The following is a 26068-nucleotide window of genomic DNA, read 5'->3' on the forward strand; positions in this document are numbered from 1 at the left end:
TTGAGCGTGGGCGAAGCAAGGCCGTCAATGTTTCGTTGACACGGTCGCCGCGATTCGCCGGGCGGCCTCCCGGGCCGGCGCCGGCAGTCGCGGTCCGACCTTCACCAGGTCGCCGACGAGGTACGCGGCCAGCGCGAACAGCGGTCCCGGCGGGGCGTCCCGGGCCGACGCGCACGTATGGCGCGCCAGCGCCGCCCGGCGGAACCGGCCGTCCCACGCCCGATCCGCAGCGATCCACCGGTCCAGGTCGGCGACCGCCGCCCGCAGCGCCACCACCTCGACCGACCAGGCCCGGTCGAGCCGCCCCAACCGCGAACGGCGGGCCGCCACGAGCCGTTGCCGGCGCTGCTCGGCGGCCTGCCGGCTGCTCAGGCCCAGGGCGTCGGCGATCCGCGCCCAGGTGACGCCGTCGTGCCGGGCCCGGTCGATCAGCTCCAGTTCCCGCTCGTCCAGACGGGCGCGGGCGGCCCCGATCTCGGCCAGCCGCGTCGGTTCCGGGATCACCTGTCAACGCTACATTGACGGATCAGCGCGGTGGGGCGACGTACAGGCCGGTCCGGCAGCCGGTCTCGCCCGGCTCCAGCCACTCCCGGTCGTACCCGGGCGTCTCGATCCGCCCCGCCGGCGTGCGTACCAGCAGCAGGCAGTCCCGTTCCGCCGGCACGCCCACGGCGGCGACCAGCGCGCCCTCGTGAGTCGTCGTGTCGACGGTGATCCACTCCTGCGGGAACGCGGCCCGCACCGCGCCGGCCAGCGTCTCCGGGGTGGCCGTGCGCAGCACCGCGGTGAGTCGCGCGCGTCCGTCGTCCGGAACCTTCGGCACCGGCGCGGCGCTGGGCGGCGGGGGAGCGGCCCCGGACGGGCAGTCGATCTCCCGGTAGGACGTGGAGCGATAGAGCCGCAGCTCGTAGCGGTAGCAGCGGGTGGCCGAGCCGGCGGTGTGCCCGGTGTCGCCGAACGCGCGCGCCGACCGCTGCGGCACGGAGACGACGAACCGGACGTCGATGGTGGCCAGCTCGTCGCCGAAGACGCGACCCGACCAGGCCAGGACCTCCCGGCGTACGGTCGAGCCCTCCTCCGGTTCCGCGAGCGGCCGGGCTTCCACCGGGATCTCGGTCGCGGCGATCGACGCGGCGTCGCGGGGGCGGCTGCGATCCCCCAGCGCCTCGTTGAGGTGCTTCGCGTCGGCCGTCGCCGTGTCCTCGGCCAGCACGTCGCCGCGATGATCGCCGCACCCGGTCAGCGTCAACGCGACCGCCACGCCGGCCATCACCCGCGTCCGGCGGCGGCCGGATCGCGACACACCACGCCCGGTCACCCGATCCCCGTCCATCCGCGACACCGTACCGCCGCGTGGCAACCCGGACCGGCCGTGGTCGGTAAGGCGGGGGCCCCTGTTAACGCAATCGGTAGAGGCGGGGCCCCCGCTTAACACGTCGTCGCTCACACGCCGGTGATCGTCCACATCAGGTTCGTGCTGCCGTCCCAGGTCCACTGCTTGGCCGGGGACCCGGAGGCCACCTGGCCGCCGCCGTCGAGCACCAGCCCGGTCGCCCGGTTGGCGATCCGGTAGCGACCGCCGCCCTGGTCGGTGAGCTGCCACTGCTGGGTGTTGCCGCCGTTCCACGCGGCCTGCTGAGCGCTGGCGCCGTTGGTGGTCTGGCCGAAGCCGTCGACGACCATGCCGTTGGTCCGGTTGACGATCCGGTGGTAGCCGGTGCCCAGGTCGACCAGCTGCCACTGGAGATTCGTGCTGCCGTCCCAGCTCCACTGCTTGAGCGCCGACCCGGAGGCGACGTTGCCGCCGCTGTCCAGGGCCAGGCCGTTGGTCACGTTCGTGATCCGCTGCCAGGTGGTCGAGCCGCCGCCCGGCGCGGGGATGGTGCCGTTGAAGGTCAGCTTGAGCACGTAGGCGGGCGCGCTGAACGGCGCGGAGGACGAGGGCAGCGTGATCCGCAGGCCGCCGGTGTCCTGGGTACGGGTCGGCAGGTTGACGTAGCTGCCGGCGGTGGACCCGAGCAGTTGCACGCCGGCCAGGCTGCTCAGGTTGATCCGGTTCGCCGCCAGCGTGGTGATGGTCACCGAGCTGCCCGGCCAGCCGAGGATCGTCGCGTACAGCACGGTGTTGGCCTTGTTGCGGGTGAACCGGATGTCCTGCGCGGTGCCGGCGCGCGGCGTGCTGAAGGAGCCGCCGCCCATCTGCGTCGGGCCCTCGCCGAACGTGGTCCAGGCGCGGGTGGCGTAGACGGACTCGCCGAAGCGGCGTAGGTAGTCGCCGATGCCGAGCAGGATGGTGCGCTGCCCGCTCGGGATGGTGCCGTCGGCCATCGGCGCGATGTTGAGCACCATGTTGCCGTTCTTGCTGACCCGGTCCAGCAGCGAGTGCAGCATCTGGTTGAGCGAGTAGTAGCCGATTCCCACCGTGTAGCACCAGCTCGAACTGCTGATGCTGTCGTCGGTGAGCCAGTAGGGGTCGCGCCGCGCGGCCGGGCCGCCGCGCTCGTAGTCGAAGACCGTCCCGCCGAGATCCAGGCCGTCCTTGTAGGTGGCGACGACCTCCTTGTCCCACGCCACCGCCCGGTTGTAGTAGTAGGCCAGGAACCGCAGGCGTTGTGCCTCGCTGATCCGGGGCAGGTTGAAGTCCTGCCAGATCATGTCCGGCTGGGACTGGTCGATCACCTCGCGCAGCTTGTCGTACCAGAGTTGCTCCTCGGCGGCGGTGCCGAGCTGACCGTAGAGCTTGCGCAGGCTGGCGTCGGACTGCTGCGGCGCCCACTGGTAGAAGCCGGTGAAGTTGTACGCGTGGTGCATGGCGACCATGACCTTCATGCCGCGCGCGCGGATCGCGTCGGTGTGCAGCTTGAGCAGGTCGAGCTTCGGGCCCTTGGCCACCGAGTTCCACTCGTTGACCTGGCTGTTCCACATGGAGAAGCCGTCGTGGTGCTCGGCGACCGGGCCGGCGAACCTGGCGCCGGCGTCGGCGAAGAGCTGCGCCCACTCGTTGGGGTCGAAGTTGCCGCCGGCGGATGTGAGCTTCGGGGCGAACTGGACGAAGGTGCCGGCCTTGTCGCGGGCTCCGTTGATGAAGTTGTGGTAGGGCCAGGCCGCCGGGTCACCGTAGACGGACTTGTGGTGGTTGTTCTCGTTCGAGCCGTTGTTGTACATGTTGCGCGGGTACCACTCGTTGGCGTAGGCCGGCACGCTGAACACGCCCCAGTGGAAGTAGATGCCGAACTTGGCGTCCTGGAACCACTCGGGCGCGGCCGGATGCTGGCCGACCGACGCCCAGGTCTCGGCGTAGTTCGACGGACCGGGAATGGCGGCGGTGGCGGGCAGCGGGCGGGCGACTCCGCCGACGGCGACCGCGGCGCCGCCCGCGCCGAGGGCGGCCAGCAGGGCGCGACGGGTGAGGTGGGAGCGGGACATGGCGATCCCTCCGGGGTGGTGGTGAGGGTGCTCGACGGTTAGACATCAGACGTTAGGCGGCTTCATCGTGCGACGTCAATGTCTTCGCGCGTCGGCTGTCATCGCTCCATGGCGTGATACATCTTATGAATACCCGGACGCTGGGTAGGTGTCGACTCCGGGGGACTCACCGCGCCGCGATGACCGTCGTCGGCCGAAACGGCCGGCGCAGAGGCGCCTCAGCCGCTGCGCACCGTCGTGAGGTCGGCCAGCCCGGAGATGGTGAGCAGCGGCTCCAGCAGCGGGCCGGCGACCAGCGCGATGCGCTCGGCGTGCGGGAACAGCACCGCCAGGCCGGCGCTGTCCAGGTATTCCACCTCGGTCAGGTCCACCACGAGCGGGTCGCCGTCGGGGCGTACCGCGTCGTCCAGCGCGGCGCCGAATGCGGCCGCGTTGCTCATGTCGATCTCACCGACCGCGGTCAGCACGCGGGTGCCGTCGGGGCCACCGCTGGTGCTGAGCTTCAGAGCCGTACTCATCGGATGATCCTTGCCTGCATGTCGACGGTCGTGCCGGTGACGCCCGGCGTCACGGTGATGCTGTCCATGAGAGCACGCATCAGGACCAACCCTCGACCCCGGCTCGGGTCCGCCGGGCGGTTCTGGTCCCGCCAGTGCCCGCTGTCGGTGACGCTCACCCGCAGCGCGTCGGCGGTGGCGGCGGCGCGCAGCCGGATCCGGCCGCCGGGCTTGTCCCGGTGGCCGTGCTCGATGGCGTTGGCGCACGCCTCACCGGCGGCCACCAGGACGTTGTAGGAGTGCGCCGGCGCCAGGCCGCACCGGTCCAGCCAGCCGCGCAGCGCGGTGCGGACCTCGGCCAGGCGCGACGACTCGGCGGGGAAGTCCAGCTCCAGCGGCCCCGGGTGGCGGTAGAGCAGCAGGGCCACGTCGTCGTCGTACCCGCCGTCCGGGGTGAGCCGGTCCATCACCTCGCTGGCCAGGGCGTCGACCGGGATGGACCGGCCCTCCTGGAGGGTGGCGGTGGCCCGGTCGATGCCGGCGGTCAGCGGCTGGCGGCGCCGCTCGACGAGGCCGTCGGTGTAGAGCATCAGGGTCGCCCGGGCCGGCACCGTGGCCTCGGCTTCCGGGCGGTCCCGTCCGGTGCGGACCGCGAGCGGCCGGGAGCGGCCCTGGTCGAGGAACACGGGCGTGCCGTCCGGATGCACCACGATGGCCGGCGGGTGCCCGGCGCTGGAGTAGCGCAGCCGGCCGGTGGCCGGATCGAGCACGCCGCAGAAGACCGTGGCGCACTGCGCGCCCGGGAGCATCGCGGCGAACCGGTCCAGGGCCGCCAGCGTCCGGCCCGGGCTGGCGTCCTGGAGCAGCAGTGCCCGGCAGGCACTGCGCAACTGCCCCATCACGGTCGCGGCCCGCAGGCCGTGGCCCACACAGTCGCCGACCACGATCCCGATCCGCCCGTCCGGCAGTTCGACGGTGTCGTACCAGTCGCCGCCGACCTTGAGCGGAAGGGTGGCGGGGGCGTAGCGCACGGCGAAGCCGGCCGGCAGTTGGGCCGGGCCGAGGATCGCCCGCTGCAGGGCCAGGGCGGTCTCCCGCTGCTGGTCGATCTGGTGCACGCGGTGCAGTCCCTGACCGACGTGGCCGGCGAGCAGCGCCAGCAGCGTCTGGTCCTGCTCGGTGAAGGGCCGCTTCTCGTCCAGGTCGATCCAGAGCGCCATCGTGCCGTCCGGGTGCTCCACCGCGATGCCCGCGCCGTGTGCCCGGGTCGCCACCGGCGTCAGCAGCGGCGTGTCGCGCAGCGCGAGCAGCGCCTGGCGGCGCGCGTCCGGCAGTGACTCCCAGCGCAGCGCCGGATCGGTCGCGGTGACGTCGGGGTCGGGTGAGTCGCCGAAGACGGCGGTGACCACGGCGGTGGCCCGCCACAGTTTGCGCATCTCGTCCAGCACCCCGTGCAGGGCGCCGGCGAGATCCTCCGCCTGGGACAGGCGCATGCTCAGCCCGGCCAGCGCGGTCTCACGCTGCACCGCGTAGTGCTCGGCGGTCACGTCGCGGAACGTCCCCACGATCACCCGGCGACCGGTGTCCGGATCGTCGACCTGGTTGAACGCGGCCGCGATCCAGAGCCGGTGCCCGTTGCGGTGCGTCACCGGCACGGTGTACGTGCCCTGGGTCTGCCCGAGCAGCACGGAGAACGCGGCGGAGACCTGACGGTGTGCCTCGGGTTCGGCCTTCGGGTCCGGCCACCACGGCTGCTGCGTCGACCGGTACGGCAGCCCTTCCGGCCCGTAGCCGAGGATGTCGGTGAACGCCGCGTTGATCTCCACGACCGCGCCGTCGGAGTCGCAGATGAAGAACGCCTCCTGCAACGAGTCGATCAGCGCGGTGCGCCAGCGGGCGTGGTGGTTGCGCAGCCGGGCCAGCTCCACGTTGGCCCGTACCCGGGCCAGCAACTCGGCGGCCGGGAACGGCTTGACCAGATAGTCGTCGGCGCCGGCCTCCAACCCCTCGATCGAGGCCTCCTCACCGGCCCGGGCGGAGAGCAGCAGCACCGGCGTGCCGGCGGTCCGCGGGTCGGCCCGCAGCGCCGCCACCAGTTGCAGGCCGTCGAGTCGCGGCATCATCACGTCGCTGACCACCAGGTCGGGGGTGTACGTGCGGGCGGCCTCCAGGGCCGCCTGACCGTCGGCGACGGTGTGCACCCGGTGCCCGGCGGAGCGCAGCAGGCGGGTGAGGTACTCGCGCATGTCGGCGTTGTCGTCGGCGACCAGGACCCGGGTCGCGACCTGGCCCGACAGGGCGGGCGTCGGCCCGTCGACCGGCGCCGGGTCGTCCGGGACCATCCCCGCGGCCGGGTCGGTCGGTAGCCAGCGCAGCGCCTCCTGCACGAACGGCTCGGCGGAGACCGGGGCCCGGCCGGCGCCGGCCGGGGCGAGGGCGTCGGCGGGCAGGTGGGCGACGCCGAGCGGCAGCCGGACCGTGAACTCGGTGCCGCGCTCGGGCGCGCTGGTGGCGGTGATGGTGCCGCCGTGCAGCCCGACCAGCTCCTTGACCAGCGCCAGGCCGATCCCGCTGCCCTCGTCGGACCGGGACCGGGCGTTCTCGATCCGGTGGAACCGCTCGAACAGCCGGGGCATCTCGTCCGCGGCGACGCCGATGCCGGTGTCGGCCACCCGCAGCACGGCCTGCCCGTCCTCGGCGCGCAGCACCACCCGGACGGTGCCGTCGAAGGTGAACTTCAACGCGTTGCTCAGCAGGTTGAGCACCACCTTCTCCCACATCGCCGGGTCGATGTGCACCGGCTGGGGCAGCGGTCGGCAGTCGACCTCGAAGACGAGGCCGGCGCGTTCGATCGCGGAGCGGAAGACGCTGGCCAGGTCGGCGGTGACCGCGGCCAGGTCCACCGGCTGGTAGCGGGCCTGCATCCGCCCGGCCTCGATGCGGGAGAAGTCGAGCAGGCTGTTGACCAGCTTGCCCAGGCGCAGCCCGTTGCGGCGGACGACCTCCAGCTCCTCGCGGGTCCGCTCGTCGGCGTCCCGCAGCCGGCCGCGCAGCTCGTCCACGGGCCCCATGATCAGCGTCAGCGGGGTGCGGAACTCGTGGCTGATGTTGGAGAAGAACGTGGTCTTCGCCCGGTCCAGCTCGGCCAGCTCCTCGGCCCGCCGCTGCTGGGCCTGGTAGCTGCGGGCGCTGGCGATCCCGGTGGCCACGTGGCCGGCGGTCAGCTCCACGAAACCGCGGTAGCCGTCGTCGAGTTCGCGGTAGCGGTTCAGCCCGGCCACCAGGAAGCCGTACGGCGTGCCGCCCTGCTGGCGCAGCGGCACCAGCAGGGCCTGGACCGGCGGGTCCGGCCAGCCGCCGGTCGGCAGGTCGGCGAACCCGTCGCCGTCCAGCGGCACCAGGACCGGCTCGCCCTCGCACAGGGTCCGCGTCGGCCAGCGGGCCCCCGGGTCGTCGGGCGACAGCGTCGCCGGGGCCGCCGGGTGGCCGGCGGTGACGCCGGTCGCCTCCGCCAGCCGCGCCGCACCGTCGTCGCCGAACAGGTACGTCAGCGTGAACGGCAGGTCCCACGGGTTGCGCCCGAGCTGGCGGCCGGCGAAGGCGAGCGTCTCCTGCTCGGTGCGGATCACGCTCGGGTCCGAGCCGAGGTCCCGCAGGGTGGCCATCCGCCGTTCGCCGATGACCCGCTCGGTCTCCTCGCTGACCACGCAGAGCATCCCGACCAGCGCCCCGTCGTCGTCGCGCAGCGGGCTGTAGGAGAACGTGTGGTAGGTCTCCTCCCGGTAGTCGGAGCGCTCCAGGAACAGCAGCAGCCCCTCGTCCCAGGTGGCCGCGCCGGTGCGCAGCACGGTGTCGATCCGCGGGCCGATGTCGTCCCAGATCTCCGCCCACACCTCGTTCGCCGGCCGGCCCAGCGCCCACGGGTACTTGCGGCCCAGCGTGTCGCGCCGGTAGGCGGCGTTGCAGAAGAAGGTCAGCTCGGGGCCCCAGGCCATCCACATCGGGAAGCGGGAGGAGAGCAGGATGCGCACCGCGGTGCGCAGGCTCTGCGGCCAGCCGTCGGGCGGCCCCAGCGGATGGTTGGACCAGTCGACCCGGGCCAGATCCGGGCCGATCTCGCCGTCGACGGCGAACACGTCGGCACGTGTCCGCGGGTCGGTGCCAGCGCCGGTCATCGCCCGAGTCTCCCTCACCGCATCGGATCCCGCTCGTCCAGGTCGTGGCGCCACCCAGGGCGGCACATGCGGACACCAGCGGCACTGCGCTGCCCGACCGGCCTCCCGGGTAGCTCTCCGCGGTGGTCTTGCCCCCGATGCGTCCCGGTCATGCCGGCGGCCGAGGTCGGGAGTGCCACATTTCCGTCGCGCCGGCCGACCGGCGGGGGACACAGCAAAGGCAGGGAGAGACCTCCCTGCCACTTCTAACGTATATCGCAACCGGGGGCTTGTGGCAAGACCCGGGTGGTGCCGCAGAATCGTCGGCCGGACGTGGTTCGAGCTGGGAAAACGGGGGGCACGTGATGGCCGGACGGTACGTGGTGGGGTTCGACGAGGTCGACGAGACGCAGGTCGCGCTCGTCGGCGGCAAGGGCGCCCACCTGGGGGCGTTGTCCCGCACCGACGGGGTGCGCGTACCGGTCGGCTTCTGCGTCACGACGGACGCGTTCCGGCAGGTCGTCGCGGGCGTCCCGGCGCTCGACGAGCGACTCGACCGGCTCGCCCGGCTCGGGCCGGACGACCGGGAGGCGATCCGCGCGCTCAGCGCGGAGATCCGCCGCGCCGTCGAGGAGGCGGCGGTTCCCGGCGACGTCGCGACGGCGATCGCCGCCGCGACGGCCGACCTGGGCGCGCACGACGCCTTCGCGGTCCGTTCCAGCGCCACGGCGGAGGACCTGCCCACGGCCTCGTTCGCCGGGCAGCAGGACACCTACCTCAACGTGGTCGGTCCGGAGGCGGTCCTCGCCCACGTCGGCAGGTGCTGGGCGTCGCTGTTCACCGAGCGGGCCGTGAGCTACCGCCTCCGCAACGGCATCGACCACCGCGCCGTGCGGATGGCCGTGGTCGTGCAGCGGATGGTCCACCCGGACGCGGCCGGGATCCTCTTCACCGCCGACCCGGTCACCGGCAACCGGACGGTCTCGTCGGTGGACGCCGGTTTCGGGCTCGGTGAGGCGCTGGTCGCCGGCCTGGTGAACCCGGACGTGTTCACGGTGCGCGACGACGCGGTCGTCACCCGGACGATCGCCGCCAAGCGGGTCGCCGTGCACGCCGTGCCGGGCGGTGGGACGCGGGTGACCGAGGTCGACCCGGCCCGCCGGGAGCAGCCGGCGCTCACCGACGCGCAGGTGCTGCGGCTGGTCCGGCTCGGCCGGCGGATCGAGGCCCGGTTCGGTCGCCCGCAGGACGTCGAGTGGGCCCTGGTCGACGGCGACTTCCAGATCCTGCAGAGCCGGCCGATCACCACCCTGTTCCCGGTCCCGGCGGTCGACGACGGGGAGAAGCACGTCTACCTCTCCGTCGGCCACCAGCAGATGATGACCGACGCGATGAGACCGCTGGGGCTGTCGATGTGGCAACGGACCGCCATGGCGCCCATGCACTCCGCCGGCGGTCGGCTCTTCGTCGACGCCACCCGGCACCTGGCCACCCCGGCCGGCCGCGCCGCGTTCCTGAATCTCATGACCCGGTCCGACCCGCTGACCCGGGACGCGCTGGAGACGGTCCTGGAGCGCGGCGACGTCGTGCCGACGCTGCCGGACACGGGACCCGCCGGCCCCCCGGCCGGCCTCCCGCCGGCGACGATCGAGACGGATCCGGCCATCGTCGCGGCGCTGATCGAGGGGAGCCGGGACAGCATCGCCGCGCTGCGGCGCGACATCCGTACCCGGTCCGGTCCGGCGCTCTTCGACTTCCTGACCGAGGCGTTCGAGGAACACAAGCGGGTCCTCACCGACCCGGTCAGCATCCAGGCGATCATGGCCGGGATGGAAGCCACCTGGTGGCTCAACGACAAGCTGGGCGAGTGGCTGGGCGAGCCGAACGCCGCCGACACGCTGACGCTCTCCGCCCCCGGCAACGTCACCTCGGAGATGGGGCTGGCGCTCCTCGACGTCGCCGACGTGATCCGCCCGCATCCGGAGGTGGTGGCGTTCCTGCGTGACGTCGGGGACGGGGACTTCCTCGACGAGCTGCCGAAGCTCCCCGGCGGGAGCGAGGCGCGCGCCGCCGTCGAGGACTACCTCGACCGGTACGGCATGCGGTGCGTCGGCGAGATCGACATCACCCGGCCGCGGTGGAGCGAGCAACCGGCCACCCTCGTACCGCTGATCCTCGACCACGTCCGCACCTTCGCCCCGGGCGAGTCCCGGCGGCGCTTCGCGCAGGGGCAGCGGGCGGCGGAGCGCAAGGCCGAGGAGGTGCTGGCCCGGCTGCGGGCGCTGCCGGACGGCGAGCGCAAGGCCGACGAGACCCGGCGCATGATCGACCGGGTGCGGACCTTCATCGGCTACCGGGAGTACCCCAAGTACGACATCATCAGCCGCTACTTCGCCTACCGGCAGGCGTTGACGGCGGAGGCCGACCGGCTCGTCCGGACCGGCGTGCTCGCCGACCGGGAGGACGCCTTCTTCCTGACCTTCGACGAGTTCCGCGACGCGGTGCGCACGCGGCGGGTGGACGCGCGGCTCGTCCGCGAGCGCCGGGACGCGTTCCGGTGGCACCGGACGTTGACGCCGCCGCGCGTGCTCACCTCCGACGGCGAGGCGTTGGCCGGGGCGTACCGGCGCGACGACGTGCCGAGCGGCGCCCTGGTCGGGCTGCCGGTCTCGCACGGGACCGTCGAGGGGCGGGCCCGGGTCGTGCTGGACCTGGCCCGCGCCGACCTGGCACCGGGCGACATCCTGGTCACCGCCCACACCGACCCCAGCTGGACGCCCCTGTTCGTGGCCGTGGCCGGTCTGGTGACCGAGGTCGGCGGCCAGATGACCCACGGCGCGGTGATCGCCCGGGAGTACGGCCTGCCGGCCGTGGTGAACGTGCCGGACGCCACCCGCCTGATCGCCGACGGCCGGCGGATCCGGGTGCACGGCTCCGCCGGCTACGTCGAACTGTTGTGACCCACCGGAGCACCCGGCGGGACGGCCGCCGCCCGCCCGGGCGGGCGGCGGCCGCGTCGCTCTCAGCGGTAGCCGGCGGCCACCACGTTGGCCTGGACGGCGTTCTCGGTGGCGTCCGAGGGGTAGCCGGCGACCATGGCGCCCTCGTAGAACGTGCCGACGCTCTGGTTCCGGTTGTCGATGCAGCAGTCGCCGCCGCTGCCGAGGATGATCGCGCCCTGCTTCCTCATCGGGCTGTAGCCGGGGGGCAGTGCTCCGTCGTAGAGGGTGTAGAGGTTGCCGGACTGGGCGTTGCTGCCCTTGATGGCGAAGCGTGAGGTGCCGTTGTTCTTCAGGGTGGCGGTGACGAACTTGCTGGTGAAGGCGCGCTGGTTCGGGTTCCACGCCGAGCTGCCACCGGGGTAGAGACCGTACTCGAGGTCGGCCTGCACCCAGGGCCCGGTGCCGGAGCAGCCGCCGAACCAGCAACTGGTGCCGAAGTAGATCGCGTCCATCGCCCCGGCCCCGTCGGCCCGCCGGGTGGTCTCGCTGTTGCCGTAGTCGAAGCAGCAGCCGCTGTTGACGTGGGTGCCGCTGGTGACCATGTACATGCCCTCGGGGGCGCTGCCGGTCGGGACGCCGGTCAGGTGACCGTCCCGCCAGTAGCTGCTGTTGCCGGGAATGAACAGCGAGTACGCCTTCGCGCCGCCGACGGTCACCGACTCGCGGTTCGCGACCGCCGGCTGGACCGCGCCGCCGATGCCGCCGGACCCCTGGTAGCCGAGGTTGTTGCCCCGGGTCGTCTGGTCGTAGATCCAGGTGATGACGCATGTGGTGGTGGCGCAGAACGAGTCCTGCGCGGCCGCGTCGGCGGGTCCGCCCGCGGTGAGCGTGGTGATGTCGCGGGTGGTGTTGTCGGAGGAACGGCGGACCTGGTAGAGCCGGCCGCTGTAGGCGCGGAAGAGCGCCCGGGTGGTGCTGTGCGCGGCGACGCAGGGCGTGCCGCCGGCGGCGTAGATGTCGCACGGTCCGCCGGCGGCCGGCGGTGGCGTCGTGGGCGGTGGCGTGGTGGGTGGCGCGCTCGTGGGTGGCGCGGTGGTCGGTGGGGTGCCGACGCCGCCGGTGCAGGTCACGCCGTTGAGGGCGAAGCTGGCCGGCGCGGGGTTGCTCCCGGTCCACGAGCCGTTGAAGCCGAAGCTGGTGCTGCCACCGGTTCCGATGGCGCCGTTGTAGGAGACGTTGGCGGCGGTGACGGCCGCGCCGGTCTGGGTGAGGGCGGTGTTCCAGTACTGCGTGACGGTCTGGCCCGCCGTGAAGGTCCAGGTCAGCCGCCAGGTGTTGACCGGGTCGCCGAGGTTGGTGACGGTGACGTTGGCGCCGAAGCCGCCGGACCAGGACGAGGACACGGAGTAGTCGACCGAACAGCCGGCGGTGGCCGCCGAGGCGAGCTGGGTGCCGGTGAGACCGGCGGTGGTGAGGGTGAGCGCGGCGGCGGAGGCGGTCATCGCCCACCGTCGACGGGCTTGGTCGGTGAGACGCACGGGGACCTCCCGGGTCCGGATGGGAACGTGCGAGCGGAGCCGGTCTGCCCTGGACCGGCGACGGTGCGACGCGGCGGCTCCCGCTGTCCACCCGGCGGAGACGCTCAATGTTTGCGTTAACACTCATAGATGTCAACGGATGCTCCGCAACCCCGCGCGCATGCCGGGTGACGCCCGCGCCTGGCATGCTGGGTGACGACGCCGGGTCCGGACGGGGAGGGGCGATGCGGATCGGGGAGCTGTCGGCTCGCACCGGGGTGAGTGCCCGGTCGATCCGCTACTACGAGCAGCAGGGCCTGCTCGCGGCGGTGCGCACCGCCGCCGGGCAGCGGGTGTTCGCCGAGTCTGCGGTCGAGCGGGTACGCCTCATCCGGCGGCTCTTCGACGCCGGGTTGAGCAGCCGGCGGATGTCCGAGCTGCTGCCCTGCGTGACCGACCCGGCCATCCGCACGCGCTGGCTGACCGATCGGCTGCGCGAGGAGCGGACCCGGATGGAGGCCGAGATGGCGCAGCTCGCCCACGCCGTCGCGGTGCTCGACGAGATCGTCACCGACATGACCGTCGCGGACGCGGTGCCGGGCGGGGCTTGCCCCTGACACCGGTGTCACCTCCTACCGTCGGGACATGACCGCCACGTTGGCCGCCGGATCGCCGGTGGCGCCGCTGATCGCACCCGTCACCGTCGCCGGAATGCCGTTGCGCACCCGCTTCGTCATGGCGCCGATGACCCGCAACCGCGCGCCCGGCGGCGTGCCGACGCCGGAGGTCGCCGACTACTACCGGCGGCGCGCCGAGCAGGGCGTCGGGCTGATCGTCACCGAGGGGGTCCTGGTCGACCACCCGACCGCCGGCCACGAGGACACCGTGCCGCGGCTGACGCCGGGGCCGGTCGAGGCGGGCTGGCGGCGGGTGGTCGAGGCGGTCCACGGCGCGGGCGGCCGGATCGCCGCGCAGCTGTGGCACCTGGGCAGCCTGCGCGAGCCGGTCGACGGCCGGGCGGCCTGGACGCCGTCGGGCGTGCGCGAGCCGGGCCGCCCGGCCGGACACGTCATGACCGGCGCCGACATGGACGAGCTGCTGGCGTCGTACGCGGCGGCGGCGCGGGTGGCCGCCCGGGTCGGGTTCGACGCGGTGGAGATCCACGCCGCGCACGGCTATCTGCTGGACGAGTTCCTGTGGCCGTACACGAACCGGCGGACCGACGCGTTCGGCGGCTCCCCGGCGCGCCGGGCGGCGTTCCCGGCCGCGGTGGTCCGGGCGGTCCGCGCGAACCTCCCGGCGGACCGCCCGGTGATCGTCCGGTTCTCGCAGTTCAAGGAGCGCGCCTTCGACGCCCGCATCGCGGACACCCCGGCCGAGCTGGCCGAGATCCTGACCGCCTTCGTCGCGGCCGGCGCGGACGTCCTGCACGCGTCGCAGCGCCGCTTCTGGCAGCCGGCGTTCGCCGGGTCGCCGTGGAACCTGGCCGGCTGGGCGAAGCACCTCACCGGGTTGCCGTCGATCACCGTGGGCTCGGTCGGCCTGACCCGCGACTTCCTGCGTCGGGGCGGCCCGGAGTCGGTGTCCGGGCTGGCCAGCCGGTTGGCGGCCGGCGAGTTCGACCTGGTCGCGTTGGGACGCGCCCTGCTCGGTAATCCGGCCTGGGTGACGCACGCGGCGGCCGGCCGGTCGGCTGCGATCGTGGACTACCGCAAGTCGCACGAGGAGGTGTACCCGTAGGCGGCCGGGCTTGACGCGTGGGCATGTTATCGCTCACAGTCGATGGCAGGGCATTCGCAGCACAGGCTCTCCGGGCGAGCCGCGCTGGTCGCATCACCACCGTGCAACCCGGAAGAGGAATCCTGCATGAGACCCACGAGAGCCTTGCTGTCCACCGGCCTGCTGGCCGGGGCGCTGGCCGCCGGCATGGCGGTGGCGCTGGCGCCCACCGCCAGCGCCGGCACCACCCTGCGCGCCTCGGCGGCCGAGAAGGGCCGCTACTTCGGCGCGGCGGTCGCCACCAACAAGCTGTCCGACAACACGTACGTGACGGTGCTGAACCGCGAGTTCAACTCCGTGGTGGCCGAGAACGAGATGAAGTGGGACGCCACCGAGCCCCAGCAGGGGCGGTTCTCCTACACCGGGGGTGACCGGCTGGTCAGCCACGCCCGGGCCAACGGGATGAGCGTGCGCGGCCACACCCTGCTCTGGCACGCGCAGCAGCCGAGCTGGGCGCAGGGCCTGTCCGGCACCGCGCTGCGCAACGCCGCGATCAACCACGTCACCCAGGTCGCGACCCACTTCCGCGGCCAGATCTACGCCTGGGACGTGGTGAACGAGGCGTTCGCCGACGGTGGCGGCGGCGGGCGCCGCGACTCCAACCTCCAGCGCACCGGCAACGACTGGATCGAGGCGGCCTTCCGGGCCGCGCGGGCCGCCGACCCGGGCGCGAAGCTCTGCTACAACGACTACAACACCGACGGCATCAACGCGAAGTCGACGGGTGTCTACAACATGGTGCGGGACTTCAGGTCCCGTGGCGTGCCGATCGACTGCGTCGGCTTCCAGTCGCACCTGGGCACCACGATCCCGGGCGACTACCAGGCCAACCTCCAGCGCTTCGCCGACCTCGGCGTGGACGTGCAGATCACCGAGCTGGACGTGATGACCGGCGGCAACCAGGCGAACATCTTCGGCACGGTCACCCGCTCGTGCATGGCGGTGTCGCGCTGCACCGGCATCACCGTGTGGGGCGTGCGGGACTGCGACTCGTGGCGCGGCTCGGACAACGCGCTGCTCTTCGACTGCAGCGGCAACAAGAAGGCCGCCTACACGTCGGTGCTGAACGCGCTCAACGCCGGTGGCACCACCACGCCGCCGCCGAACACGACCTCGCCGCCGCCGAACAACACCACGCCGCCGCCGAGCACGACGTCCCCGCCGCCCAACACCGGTGGTTGTTCGGCCTCGGTGTCGCTGAACTCGTGGACCGGTGGCTTCGTGGCCACGGTGAAGGTGACGGCCGGTTCCGGCGGTACCCGGGGTTGGACGGTCAGTCTGACGCTGCCCGGTGGTGCCAGCGTCACCAACACGTGGAGCGCGACCGCCAGCGGCAGCTCCGGCACGGTGCGGTTCACCAACGTGGACTACAACGGCCAGCTCGGCGCCGGCCAGAGCACCGAGTTCGGGTTCCAGGGCAACGGCAGCGCCTCGGGCCTCACGCCCACCTGCTCCGCCAGCTGAGTTCCTCGCCGGTCCGGCCCGCGTCACCGTGGGCCGGACCGGCGGCCTGTAGTCCGTACCCCACCGTGGAGGAACCGTCGATGAGAGCGAAGATCGCGCTGCTCGCGGCCGTCCTGGCGACGGCCCTGACGACGGCGGTCGCCGTCGTCACCGCCGCCGGCCCGGCGTCCGCCGCCGCGCTCACCCAGGTGACCAACTTCGGCACCAACCCGACAAACCTGCAAATGCACCTGTACGTGCCGGACCGGCTCCCGGCCCGGCCGGCCCTGCTACTGGTCCTGCACTACTGCACCGGCAGCGGTCCGGCGATGCACACCGGTTCCGGCTACAGCCCGTTGGCCGACCGCTACGGGTTCATCGTGATCTACCCGTCGGTGACCCGCAGCAGCAAGTGCTGGGACGTGTCGTCGCCGCAGGCGCTGCGGCGCGGCGGCGGCAGCGACCCGGTCGGTCTCAAGTCGATGATCGACTACGTGTCGAGCCGTTACCCGGTCGACCCGGCCCGCATCGGCGTCGCCGGCGCGTCGTCCGGCGCGATGATGACCAACGTGATGGCCGGCGTCTACCCGGACGTCTTCCACGCCGGGGTCAGCTCGTCGGGCGTGCCGTTCGGCTGCTTCGCCACCACCAACGGCTCGGAGTGGAACAGCGAGTGCTCCGGCGGGCGGATCACCAAGACCCCGCAGCAGTGGGGTGACCTGGTCCGCAACGCCTACCCCGGCTACACCGGCCGGCGGCCCCGGATGCAGATCTGGCACGGCACCACGGACACCACGCTGAGCTACGTCAACTTCGGCGAGCAGATCAAGCAGTGGACGAACGTGCTGGGCGTCTCGCAGACCCCCAGCCTGACCGACTACCCGCAGGCCAGCGCCGTCCGGACCCGATACGGCGGCACCGGTGGCACGCCGCCGGTGGAGGCGATCAGCTTCCAGGGCTACGGCCACTCGATCCCGTTCGACGCCGCCCAGGCGGTGCGGTTCCTCGGCTTCGACGGCACCGGCGCGACCACGCCGCCGCCCAGCCCGACCACGCCGCCGCCCAGCCCGACGACGCCGCCGCCCACGCCGACCACCCCGCCGCCGAGCCCGACCACGCCGCCGCCGGGTACGGGTGGCTGTGCGGCGACGGTGTCGCTGAACTCGTGGACCGGTGGTTTCGTGGCCACGGTGAAGGTGACGGCCGGCTCGGGTGGCACCCGGGGTTGGACGGTCGGCGTGACGCTGCCCGGCGGGGCGAGCGTGACCAACACGTGGAGCGCGACGGCCAGCGGCAGCTCCGGCGCGGTGCGGTTCACCAACGTGGACTACAACGGCCAGCTCGGCGCCGGCCAGAGCACCGAGTTCGGGTTCCAGGGCAACGGCAGCGCCGCGGGGATCACCCCCACCTGCGCGGCGTCCTGATCCCACCGGCCGTCGGGGCGGTGCGTCGATCCGTCGGCGTGCCGCCCCGCGGGCGTTCTGTTACGAGACCGAGACACGCGCGTTTCGCCCGATCGGTTGACGATGCAACTTGTGAGCGTTAACACTCCCCGGGAGGGTTACCTGTGCGGTAGGTGCCACACGTAGGGGAGAGGAAAGCTCGTGCGCAGACGATTTCTGGCCGTGCTCGGCGGCGTCGCGATGGCCGTCAGCCTGGCCGCCTGCAGCGGTGAGGGCGCGGGAGGCGGGGGCGACACCAGCTCGGCGAAGCCCAGCGATCTGACGATCGGCGTGTCGATGCCGACCCAGACCTCGGAGCGGTGGATCGCCGACGGCAACTCGGTGAAGGAGAAGCTGCAGGCCAAGGGCTACAAGGTCGACCTGCAGTACGCCGGGGACGAGATCCCCACCCAGTCCCAGCAGATCGACCAGATGATCACCCAGGGTGCGGACGTGCTGGTGATCGCCCCGATCGACGGCACCGCGCTCAGCGGCCAGCTCCAGGCCGCCGCGGCCGCGAAGATCCCGGTCATCTCCTACGACCGGCTCATCCGCAACAGCCCGAACGTCGACTTCTACGTCAGCTTCGACAACTACAAGGTCGGCGTGGCGCAGGCCAACGCGCTCCTGGTCGGCCTCGGGCTGCAGAACAAGGACGGCTCGAAGGGCAGCGCGACCGGCCCGTTCAACGTGGAGCTGTTCGCCGGCTCCCTGGACGACAACAACGCCCACTTCTTCTTCAACGGCGCGATGGACACGCTCAAGCCGTACTTCGACGCCGGCACGCTGAAGGTGAAGTCCGGCCAGACGAAGATCGAGCAGGTGGCCATCCTGCGCTGGCAGCAGGAGACCGCGCAGAAGCGGATGGAGGACCTGCTCACCTCCAGCTACAACGACGGCAGCAAGGTCGACGGCGTGCTGTCGCCGTTCGACGGCCTGTCCCGGGGCATCATCACCGCACTGCAGAACGCCGGCTACCGCGGCGGGGCCAAGAAGATGCCGGTGATCACCGGCCAGGACGCCGAGGTCGCCTCGGTCAAGCTGATCAACGACGGGGTGCAGAGCTCCACCGTCTTCAAGGACACCCGCCTGCTGGCCGACCAGGCCGTGGTCGCCGCCGAGGCGTTCCTCAAGAAGGAGGAGCCCAAGGCGAACGACACCAAGGCGTACGACAACGGCAACAAGGTCGTGCCCGCGTTCCTGCTGCCGGTGCAGACCGTCTACAAGGACGACATCAAGTCCGCGCTCATCGACTCCGGCTACCTGACCGCCCAGGAGGTCGCCGCCGGCCGGGCCGGCTGACAGGCCCGACGGACCCGGTGGCGCGCCGCGTCACCGGGTCCGTCGGCGCACCGACGCGACGGCCCCGAGCAGGACGGTTTCCATGAGCGATCACATCCTCGAAATGCGGAACATCACCAAGACCTTTCCCGGAGTGGCCGCGCTCCAGGACGTCTCGCTCGCCGTGCGGCGCGGCGAGATCCACGCGATCTGCGGCGAGAACGGCGCCGGCAAGTCGACCCTGATGAAGGTGCTCTCCGGTGTCTATCCGACGGGGAGCTACGACGGGCAGATCGTCCTCGACGGCGAGCCGGTCGAGTTCCGGGGCATCCGGGACAGCGAGTCGCACGGCATCGTCATCATCCACCAGGAGCTGGCGCTGGTGCCGTACCTGTCGATCGCGGAGAACATCTTCCTCGGCAACGAGCGCCGCGGGCGCAGCGGTCTGATCGACTGGCACCGGACCAACGCCGAGGCCGCGGCGCTGCTGCGGTCGGTCGGGTTGGACGAGAACCCGGTGACCCCGGTCATCCAGCTCGGGGTGGGCAAGCAGCAGCTGGTGGAGATCGCCAAGGCGCTGTCCAAGAAGGTGCGGCTGCTCATCCTGGACGAGCCCACCGCGGCGCTCAACGACGTCGACTCGGCGCACCTGCTGAACCTGCTGCGCCGGCTGCGCGACCAGGGCATCACCTGCATCATGATCTCCCACAAGCTCGGTGAGATCACCGCGGTCGCGGACTCCACCACGGTGATCCGCGACGGCCGGACGGTGGAGACGCTCGACATGGGCGACGGCACCGCGACCCAGGATCGGATCATCCGCGGCATGGTCGGCCGCGACCTCGCGGCGTTCTACCCGACCCGGACGTCGACGCCCGGGGCCGAGGTGCTGCGGATCGAGGACTGGACCGTGCGCCATCCGACCCAGGACCGACTGGTGGTCGACCGGGCCTCGCTCACCGTCCGCGCCGGCGAGGTGGTCGGCATCGCCGGGCTGATGGGCGCGGGCCGCACCGAGCTGGCGATGAGCGTGTTCGGCCGGGCGTACGGGCGGGACATCTCCGGGCGGATCTTCGTCAACGGCCTCCAGGTGCGGACCCGGACGGTGGCCGAGGCGATCGCCAACGGCATCGCGTACGCGACCGAGGACCGCAAGCACTACGGCCTCAACCTGATCGACGACGTGCGGGGCAACATCTCGGCCGCGGCGCTCGGCAAGCTGGCGCGCAACGGTTGGATCGACGGCAACGAGGAGATCAAGGTCGCCGAGCGGGGCCGGCGCGACATGAACATCAAGGCGCCGACCGTCATGTCGGTGGTGGGCAAGCTCTCGGGCGGCAACCAGCAGAAGGTCGTGCTGGCGAAGTGGCTGTTCACCGACCCCGACGTGCTGATCCTCGACGAGCCGACCCGGGGCATCGACGTCGGGGCGAAGTTCGAGATCTACACGATCGTCAACCGTCTGGTGGCCGACGGCAAGGCCGTCGTCATCATCTCGTCCGAGCTGCCCGAGCTGCTCGGCATGTGCGACCGCATCTACACCCTGGCCGCCGGCCGGATCACCGGTGAGCTGCCGGTGGGCGAGGCCACCCAGGAGAACCTGATGGAACTCATGACCAAGGACCGGGATCTCGTCCGATGACCAGCACGAAGCCCTCCACCTCACCGAAGGTCGACGCGCCCGACTCCGGGCCGGTCGCCACCCTGCACACCGGCACCAGCGACCCGCGCACGCTGATCCTGGGCAACCTGCGGCAGAGCGGCATCTACATCGCCCTGGTGGTGATCGTCGCGCTGTTCGCGGTGCTCACCGACGGCGTCTCGCTCAGCCCCGGCAACCTCACCAACATCGTTCTCCAGTACTCGTACATCCTGGTGCTCGCGATCGGCATGGTCATCGTGATCATCGGCGGCCACATCGACCTGTCCGTCGGGTCGGTGGTGGCGCTGACCGGCGCGGTCTCCGCCGTGCTCGTCATCCGGGAGGGCATGCCCTGGTGGGTCGGCATCCTCGCCGCGCTCGCGGTGGGCGTGGCGGTGGGCGCCTGGCACGGCCTCTGGGTCGCCTACGCCGGGATCCCGGCGTTCATCGTCACGCTGGCCGGCATGCTGCTGTTCCGCGGCCTGACGCTGCGGGTGCTGGACAACATCTCGCTGTCGCCGTTCCCGGCGGAATACCAGCGGGTCGCCGCCGGCTTCCTCAACGGCCTGCTCGGCGGGCAGGGCTTCGACGCCTTCACGCTGTTCATCGGCGTCTTCGCGGTGGTCGGTTACGCCGCGAGCGTGTTCCGGACCCGGCTGGCCCGGGTCCGCCACGAGCAGCCGGTGGAGTCGTTCCCGCTGTTCGTCCTGCGGGTGGTGGTGGTCGGCGCCGTCGTCATGTGGTTCGCCTGGCAGCTCGCCCACGCGCGGGGCCTGCCGATCGTGCTGATCGTGCTGGCCGTGCTGGTGCTCGTCTACGGCCTGCTCACCCGCCGCACCGTCTTCGGCCGCCAGGTCTACGCGATCGGCGGCAACCTGCCGGCGGCGACGCTGTCCGGCGTCCGGGTGAAGACGGTCAACTTCTGGGTCTTCGTCAACATGGGCTTCCTCTCCGCGGTGGCCGGGGTGATCTACTCCTCCCGCTCCAACGGGGCCCAGCCGGCGGCGGGCAACATGTTCGAGCTGGACGCCATCGCGGCGGCCTTCATCGGCGGCGCGGCGGTCACCGGCGGTGTCGGCACCGTCGTCGGCGCGATGGTGGGTGGCCTGATCATGGCGGTGATGAGCAACGGCATGCAGCTGATGGGCGTCGACCAGTCGATCCAGTCGGTGGTGAAGGGTCTGGTGCTGCTCGCCGCCGTGGCGTTCGACATCTGGAACAAGCGCCGGGCCGCGGGCAGCCGGTGAGCCCGGCCGGCCGGACGGCGGGAACGCCGTCCGGCCGGCCGCGTCGTCACACCCGGCTCCACCGCTGGTTGGTGTTGCCGTGGCAGGTCCAGAGGACCACCCGGGTGCCGTTGGCGGTGCCGGCGCCCTCGACGTCCAGGCACAGGGTCGGGAAGCGGCCGTTGCTCACCGTGCCGTTGCCGTTGAACGTCCACTGCTGGTTGGTGCCGCTGTTGCAGTCCCAGATCTGCACCCGGGTGCCCGCGGTCGCGCCGGTCGGCACGTCCAGGCACTTGCCGAGCACCTGGAGCGTCTGGCCGCTGGCGGTGAACTGCTGGTTGGGGTTGCCGTGACAGTCCCAGATCAGCGTGCCGGTGCCGTTGGCGGTGCCGCCGTTGTCGACGTCGAGGCAGCGGCCGGCCGACTCGCTGCGCAGCCGGAACGTGGTCGGCGTGGGCGGCGGGGTGGTGGTGCCGCCGCCGCTGACCCGGTAGACCACCGTGCCGTGCGCGGGCACGCTGGCGGAGATGGCGCCGGTGCTGGTGGAGGTGGCGTCGGTCCACGCGTCGCGCAGCGTGAACGAGCTGCCGCTCTTGCCCACCGCCGCCGCCGTGGTGGAGACCGTGGTGGTGGCGCTGCCCTGGTTGAACAGCGCGACCGCCACGTCGCCGTTGGCCAGCGGCTTGGCCAGCACGCGGCGGGTGCCGTCGAACGAGACCTGGCTCGCCTGCCGGGCGAGCGGGTCCTGGCTGATGCCGATGAGGTTGGCGTTCTTCAGGATCGTCTGGGTGGCCGCGTTCATGGAGCGCAGGTCGTTGCCGGCGATGAGCGGGGAGGCCATGACCGCCCACAGCGCGAAGTGGCTGCGCATCTCGGTGTCGGTCATGCCGCCGCGGCCGACCTCCAACATGTCCATGTCGTTGAACGCGCCGGGCTTCGCCCGCCCGGCCAGCGGCACGGTGACGTCGACGATGTTCTGGATGCCCATCGGGTAGCCGTTGGTCTGGCCGCTGTTCCAGGTGTTGGTGATGTCCTCGGTGGTGCGCCACATGTTCGCCACGTCGCCCCAGTCACGCTGCGGGCCGGTCTTGGAGTGGACGCTGTTCGAGTTGATGCTGTAGACGATCGGTCGACCGGCGGCGGCGAGCGCGTCGCGCATGATGGCGAACACGCGGACCTGGTCGTCGATGCTGCCGCTGGGCGAGCACCAGTCGTACTTGAGGTAGTCGACCCCCCAGGCGGCGAACTGCCGGGCGTCCTGGGCCTCGTGCCCCTGGGCCCCGGTGGCGCCGGGATAGCTGTTGAAGTACTGCGCGCACGTCTTGTCCAACGGGCCCTGGTAGATGCCGAACTTCAGCCCCCGGGCGTGGATGTAGTCGCCGAGCGCCTTCATGCCCGACGGGAAGCGGCTCGGGTCGCCCTGCAGGTTCCCCGCGGAGTCCCGGTTCGGGTTCATCCAGCAGTCGTCGACGACGACGTACTGGTAGCCGGCGTCGCGCATGCCGGAGCTGACCATCGCGTCGGTCATCTGCCGGATGAGCGTCTCGTTGATGTTGCAGCCGAACGTGTTCCAACTGTTCCAGCCCATCGGCGGTGTGCGGGCGACACCGTTGTCGAGCGCCCGCGCCGGCTGCGGGCCGACGGCCCCACCGACGACGGTGGCGGCGAGCGCGACCGCCGCGACGCCCAGGGCGGCCAACAGCCGTCGTGTTCTTCTGCGCACAGGTCCTCCTCGGTTGACGGGCGCGGACGGGCGCCCGGCGGGAGCGGCCACTCGCGGCGGCCCGCGTCACGGCGCCGGCGGGTCGCCGGGAGGCCGTGGCGTCGAAGGGGACCGGTGTACCGGCGGTGGCCGTTCGGGTGGTGGGTCGGCGGTGGCCGGGGACGCCGCCGGCCGTCGCCTCGCTGCCGTGCCGCCGGTGTCCGCCCGGGGACGTCCCGCCGGCATGGCGATGTCGCGGATGTTATCGCTGACATCAAACTGTGTAAATAGCTTGGCGACCCTCCCGGAGGCCCTCGGCGGGCCCGGCGGGCGATCCGCCCTGGAGGAAACAGGCCGTTGAGAGGCCGTGTGTCGGCCTGGGAGGCAACGGTTCGAGCCGACGGTACGGGCGGTGCGACCTGACCTCGCAGTGATCTCATTAAGGCATAAATTGTTGTCGCTAACACCGAGGCGTCCCGGCCCGCTGCGCCGCGATGTCGGCACCGCCGGACGACCTCCGGCGGGATGCCGCCGGGCCGGTCCGGACGCGGGCGCCGACGGTCCTCGGAATGCGCGGGTCCTCGTTACGCAGCCGTTGCGCTCAGGTGTCTTGACGGATGTATATGTGAGCGCTAACACTAACTCCGTGACACGGGAGAGGTGCAGATGAGCGAGGTGGAGGGACCCGACCGCTACGTGGTCGGGGTCGATTTCGGCACGTTGTCCGGGCGGGCGCTCGTGGTGCGGGTCCGCGACGGTGCCGAGGTCGGCACCGCGGTGCACGAGTACCGGCACGGGGTGATCGAGACGGTCCTGCCCGACGGCGGCCCGTCGCTGCCCCCGGACTGGGCGTTGCAGGACCCCGACGACTACCGCGACGTGCTGCGCGAGGCGGTGCCCGCCGCGCTGGCCGCGGCCGGGGTGGACCCGACCGCGGTGATCGGGATCGGCACCGACTTCACCGCCTGCACCGTGCTGCCCACGCTCGCCGACGGCACCCCGCTGTGCGAGCTGCCCGAGCTGCGTCGCCGGCCGCACGCCTGGGTCAAGCTGTGGAAGCACCACGCCGCGCAGCCGCAGGCCGACCGGATCAACGCGCTCGCGCACGAGCGCGGTGAGCCCTGGATCGGCCGCTACGGCGGCAAGATCTCCGCCGAGTGGCAGTTCGCCAAGGGGCTGCAGATGCTGGCCGAGGACCCGGAGGTCTACCGGCGGGCCGAGCGCTTCGTCGAGGCCGCCGACTGGATCGTCTGGGAGCTCTGCGGCGCCGAGACCCGCAACGCCTGCACCGCCGGCTACAAGGGCATCCGCCAGGACGGCCGGTACCCGTCGGCCGACTACCTGGCCGCGCTGGACCCCGGCTTCACCGACTTCGTGGCCAAGCTGGACGGCCCGCTGCTGCCGTTGGGTGCCCGCGCCGGTGTGCTCGGCGCCCGCGCCGCGGCCTGGACCGGCCTGCCCGAGGGCATCGCGGTCGCGGTCGGCAACGTCGACGCGCACGTCACCGCCGCCGCGGCCCAGGCGCTGCGCCCGGGGCGGCTGGTGGCGATCATGGGCACCTCGACCTGCCACGTGCTCAACGGCACGCACCCCGCCGAGGTGCCCGGCATGTGCGGCGTGGTCGACGGCGGCATCAGCCCGGGCGCCTGGGGCTACGAGGCCGGGCAGAGCGGCGTCGGCGACATCTTCGGCTGGTTCGTGCGGCACGGCGCGCCGGCCGGCCTCGACTCGCACGAACGGCTCACCGAGCTGGCCGCCGCCCAGCCGGTCGGCGCGCACGGGCTGGTGGCGCTGGACTGGTGGAACGGCAACCGCTCCCTGCTGGTCAACCACGACCTCAGCGGGCTCGTCGTCGGGCTGACGCTCGCCACCCGGCCGCCGGACGTCTACCGCGCGCTGCTGGAGGCCACCGCGTACGGCACCCGCATGATCGTCGAGGCGTTCGCCGAGGCGGGCGTGCCGGTCGACGACCTGGTGGTGGCCGGCGGGCTCACCTCGAACCGGCTGCTGATGCAGATCTACGCCGACGTCACCGACCGACCGCTGGGCATCATCGGCTCGGCGCAGGGCCCGGCGCTCGGCTCGGCCATCCACGCGGCCGTCGCCGCCGGGGCCTACCCGACGGTGCACGAGGCGTCGGCGGCCATGGGGCGGGTGGACGAGGGCGTCTACCGGCCGATCCCGGAGAACGTGCGGGCGTACGACGCGCTCTACGCCGAGTACCGGGCGCTGCACGACCACTTCGGCCGCGGCGCGAACGACGTCATGCTGCGCCTGCGGGCGATCCGGAACGCGGCGGTCGACGCCGCCGCCGAGCGGACCGCCTCGACCCTGGAGGTGGTCGGATGAACACCGAGATCGCCGTGCTCCGCGAGACCGTCGCCCGCCTGCACCGCGAACTGACCCGCTACGACCTGGTGGCCTGGACGTCCGGCAACGTCTCGGCGCGCGTCCCGGGGCAGGACCTCATGGTGATCAAGCCGAGCGGGGTGGACTACGACGACCTGACCGCCGACACCATGGTGGTCTGCGACCTGAACGGCGTGGTGGTCGACGGCGGCGGCTCGCCGTCCAGCGACACCGCCGCGCACGCCTACGTCTACCGCGCGATGCCCGAGGTCGGCGGCGTCGTGCACACGCACAGCGGCTACGCCACGGCCTGGGCGGCCCGGGGCGAGGCGATCCCGTGCTGGCTGACCGCCCAGGCCGACGAGTTCGGCGGGGAGATCCCGATCGGGCCGTTCGCGCTGATCGGCGGCGACGACATCGGCAAGGGCATCGTCAGCACGCTGTCCGGGCACCGCTCGCCGGCGGTGCTCATGCGCAACCACGGCGTGTTCACCATCGGCAGGGACGCCCGCGCGGCGGTCAAGGCCGCGGTGATGTGCGAGGACGTCGCGCGCACCGCGCACCTGGCCCGCGCGCTCGGGCAACCGCTGCCGATCGCGCCGGCCGACGTCGACGCGCTGCACGACCGCTACCAGAACGTGTACGGCCAACGCCCGTCGAGCGGCTGA

17 protein-coding genes are annotated in these 26068 nt (G+C 72.3%); 10 read left to right on the forward strand and 7 right to left on the reverse strand.

The genetic code is table 11. From position 1 onward, the window contains the following. Positions 1 to 24: 24 nt before the first annotated feature. The 5 genes from GA0070213_RS00430 to GA0070213_RS00450 form a co-directional block, all read right to left on the reverse strand. On the reverse strand, positions 25 to 501 hold the full coding sequence (locus GA0070213_RS00430; RefSeq protein ID WP_245716228.1) for a hypothetical protein: 477 nt from the start codon (positions 499 to 501) through the stop codon (positions 25 to 27). Positions 502 to 526: 25 nt separating this feature from the next. Then, positions 527 to 1333 carry a hypothetical protein gene (locus GA0070213_RS00435; RefSeq protein WP_245716189.1) on the reverse strand — a complete coding sequence of 269 codons (807 nt, stop codon included), beginning with the start codon at positions 1331 to 1333 and terminating at the stop codon, positions 527 to 529. A 110-nt stretch (positions 1334 to 1443) separates the two neighbouring features. After that, the gene (locus tag GA0070213_RS00440) at positions 1444 to 3426 is read right to left on the reverse strand and encodes an alpha-L-fucosidase (RefSeq protein WP_091055381.1); all 1983 of its coding nucleotides are present in this window, start codon (positions 3424 to 3426) and stop codon (positions 1444 to 1446) included. Between the two features lie 218 nt (positions 3427 to 3644). Beyond that, positions 3645 to 3944: an STAS domain-containing protein gene (locus GA0070213_RS00445; RefSeq protein WP_091055384.1), complete on the reverse strand. Its 300-nt coding sequence runs from the start codon at positions 3942 to 3944 to the stop codon at positions 3645 to 3647. Beyond that, positions 3941 to 8098: a SpoIIE family protein phosphatase gene (locus GA0070213_RS00450; protein WP_091055387.1), complete on the reverse strand. Its 4158-nt coding sequence runs from the start codon at positions 8096 to 8098 to the stop codon at positions 3941 to 3943. The genes GA0070213_RS00445 and GA0070213_RS00450 overlap by 4 nt, the downstream gene beginning before the upstream one ends. 344 nt (positions 8099 to 8442) lie before the next feature. On the opposite strand from GA0070213_RS00450, the gene rph reads away from it, so the two are divergent. Then, complete coding sequence (gene rph / locus GA0070213_RS00455) at positions 8443 to 11037, forward strand: rifamycin-inactivating phosphotransferase (RefSeq protein WP_091055390.1); 2595 nt, start codon at positions 8443 to 8445, stop codon at positions 11035 to 11037. A gap of 62 nt (positions 11038 to 11099) precedes the next feature. On the opposite strand, the gene GA0070213_RS00460 is transcribed toward rph, so the two are convergent. Then, on the reverse strand, positions 11100 to 12521 hold the full coding sequence (locus GA0070213_RS00460; RefSeq protein ID WP_091055393.1) for an arabinofuranosidase catalytic domain-containing protein: 1422 nt from the start codon (positions 12519 to 12521) through the stop codon (positions 11100 to 11102). A 260-nt stretch (positions 12522 to 12781) separates the two neighbouring features. Between GA0070213_RS00460 and GA0070213_RS00465 the strand changes: the two genes are divergently transcribed. From GA0070213_RS00465 to mmsB, 7 genes are all read left to right on the forward strand, one after another. Next, the gene (locus GA0070213_RS00465) at positions 12782 to 13153 is read left to right on the forward strand and encodes a MerR family transcriptional regulator (RefSeq protein ID WP_091055395.1); all 372 of its coding nucleotides are present in this window, start codon (positions 12782 to 12784) and stop codon (positions 13151 to 13153) included. Between the two features lie 28 nt (positions 13154 to 13181). After that, positions 13182 to 14276, forward strand: a complete 1095-nt coding sequence (locus tag GA0070213_RS00470; RefSeq protein WP_091055398.1) for an oxidoreductase — start codon at positions 13182 to 13184, stop codon at positions 14274 to 14276. Between the two features lie 126 nt (positions 14277 to 14402). Continuing rightward, positions 14403 to 15779: an endo-1,4-beta-xylanase gene (locus GA0070213_RS00475; RefSeq protein WP_091055401.1), complete on the forward strand. Its 1377-nt coding sequence runs from the start codon at positions 14403 to 14405 to the stop codon at positions 15777 to 15779. Positions 15780 to 15859: 80 nt separating this feature from the next. Then, positions 15860 to 17182, forward strand: a complete 1323-nt coding sequence (locus GA0070213_RS00480) for an extracellular catalytic domain type 1 short-chain-length polyhydroxyalkanoate depolymerase (protein ID WP_091055403.1) — start codon at positions 15860 to 15862, stop codon at positions 17180 to 17182. Between the two features lie 180 nt (positions 17183 to 17362). Next, positions 17363 to 18502, forward strand: a complete 1140-nt coding sequence (gene chvE, locus GA0070213_RS00485) for a multiple monosaccharide ABC transporter substrate-binding protein (RefSeq protein ID WP_091055406.1) — start codon at positions 17363 to 17365, stop codon at positions 18500 to 18502. An 82-nt stretch (positions 18503 to 18584) separates the two neighbouring features. Further along, positions 18585 to 20123, forward strand: coding sequence for a multiple monosaccharide ABC transporter ATP-binding protein (mmsA, locus tag GA0070213_RS00490; RefSeq protein WP_091055408.1), 1539 nt, complete (start codon positions 18585 to 18587; stop codon positions 20121 to 20123). After that, complete coding sequence (gene mmsB, locus GA0070213_RS00495; protein ID WP_091055411.1) at positions 20120 to 21370, forward strand: multiple monosaccharide ABC transporter permease; 1251 nt, start codon at positions 20120 to 20122, stop codon at positions 21368 to 21370. Before mmsA ends, mmsB begins: the two co-directional genes overlap by 4 nt. Before the next feature lie 46 nt (positions 21371 to 21416). Here mmsB and GA0070213_RS00500 read toward each other — a convergent pair whose 3' ends face one another. Continuing rightward, positions 21417 to 23072: a glycoside hydrolase family 27 protein gene (locus GA0070213_RS00500; RefSeq protein WP_091055414.1), complete on the reverse strand. Its 1656-nt coding sequence runs from the start codon at positions 23070 to 23072 to the stop codon at positions 21417 to 21419. A gap of 645 nt (positions 23073 to 23717) precedes the next feature. Here GA0070213_RS00500 and araB point away from each other — a divergent pair. Beyond that, positions 23718 to 25400 carry a ribulokinase gene (gene araB / locus GA0070213_RS00505; RefSeq protein ID WP_091055417.1) on the forward strand — a complete coding sequence of 561 codons (1683 nt, stop codon included), beginning with the start codon at positions 23718 to 23720 and terminating at the stop codon, positions 25398 to 25400. Continuing rightward, positions 25397 to 26068, forward strand: a complete 672-nt coding sequence (locus GA0070213_RS00510) for an L-ribulose-5-phosphate 4-epimerase (protein WP_091055419.1) — start codon at positions 25397 to 25399, stop codon at positions 26066 to 26068. The genes araB and GA0070213_RS00510 overlap by 4 nt, the downstream gene beginning before the upstream one ends.

The organism is Micromonospora humi (genome assembly GCF_900090105.1).
Classification (GTDB): domain Bacteria; phylum Actinomycetota; class Actinomycetes; order Mycobacteriales; family Micromonosporaceae; genus Micromonospora; species Micromonospora humi.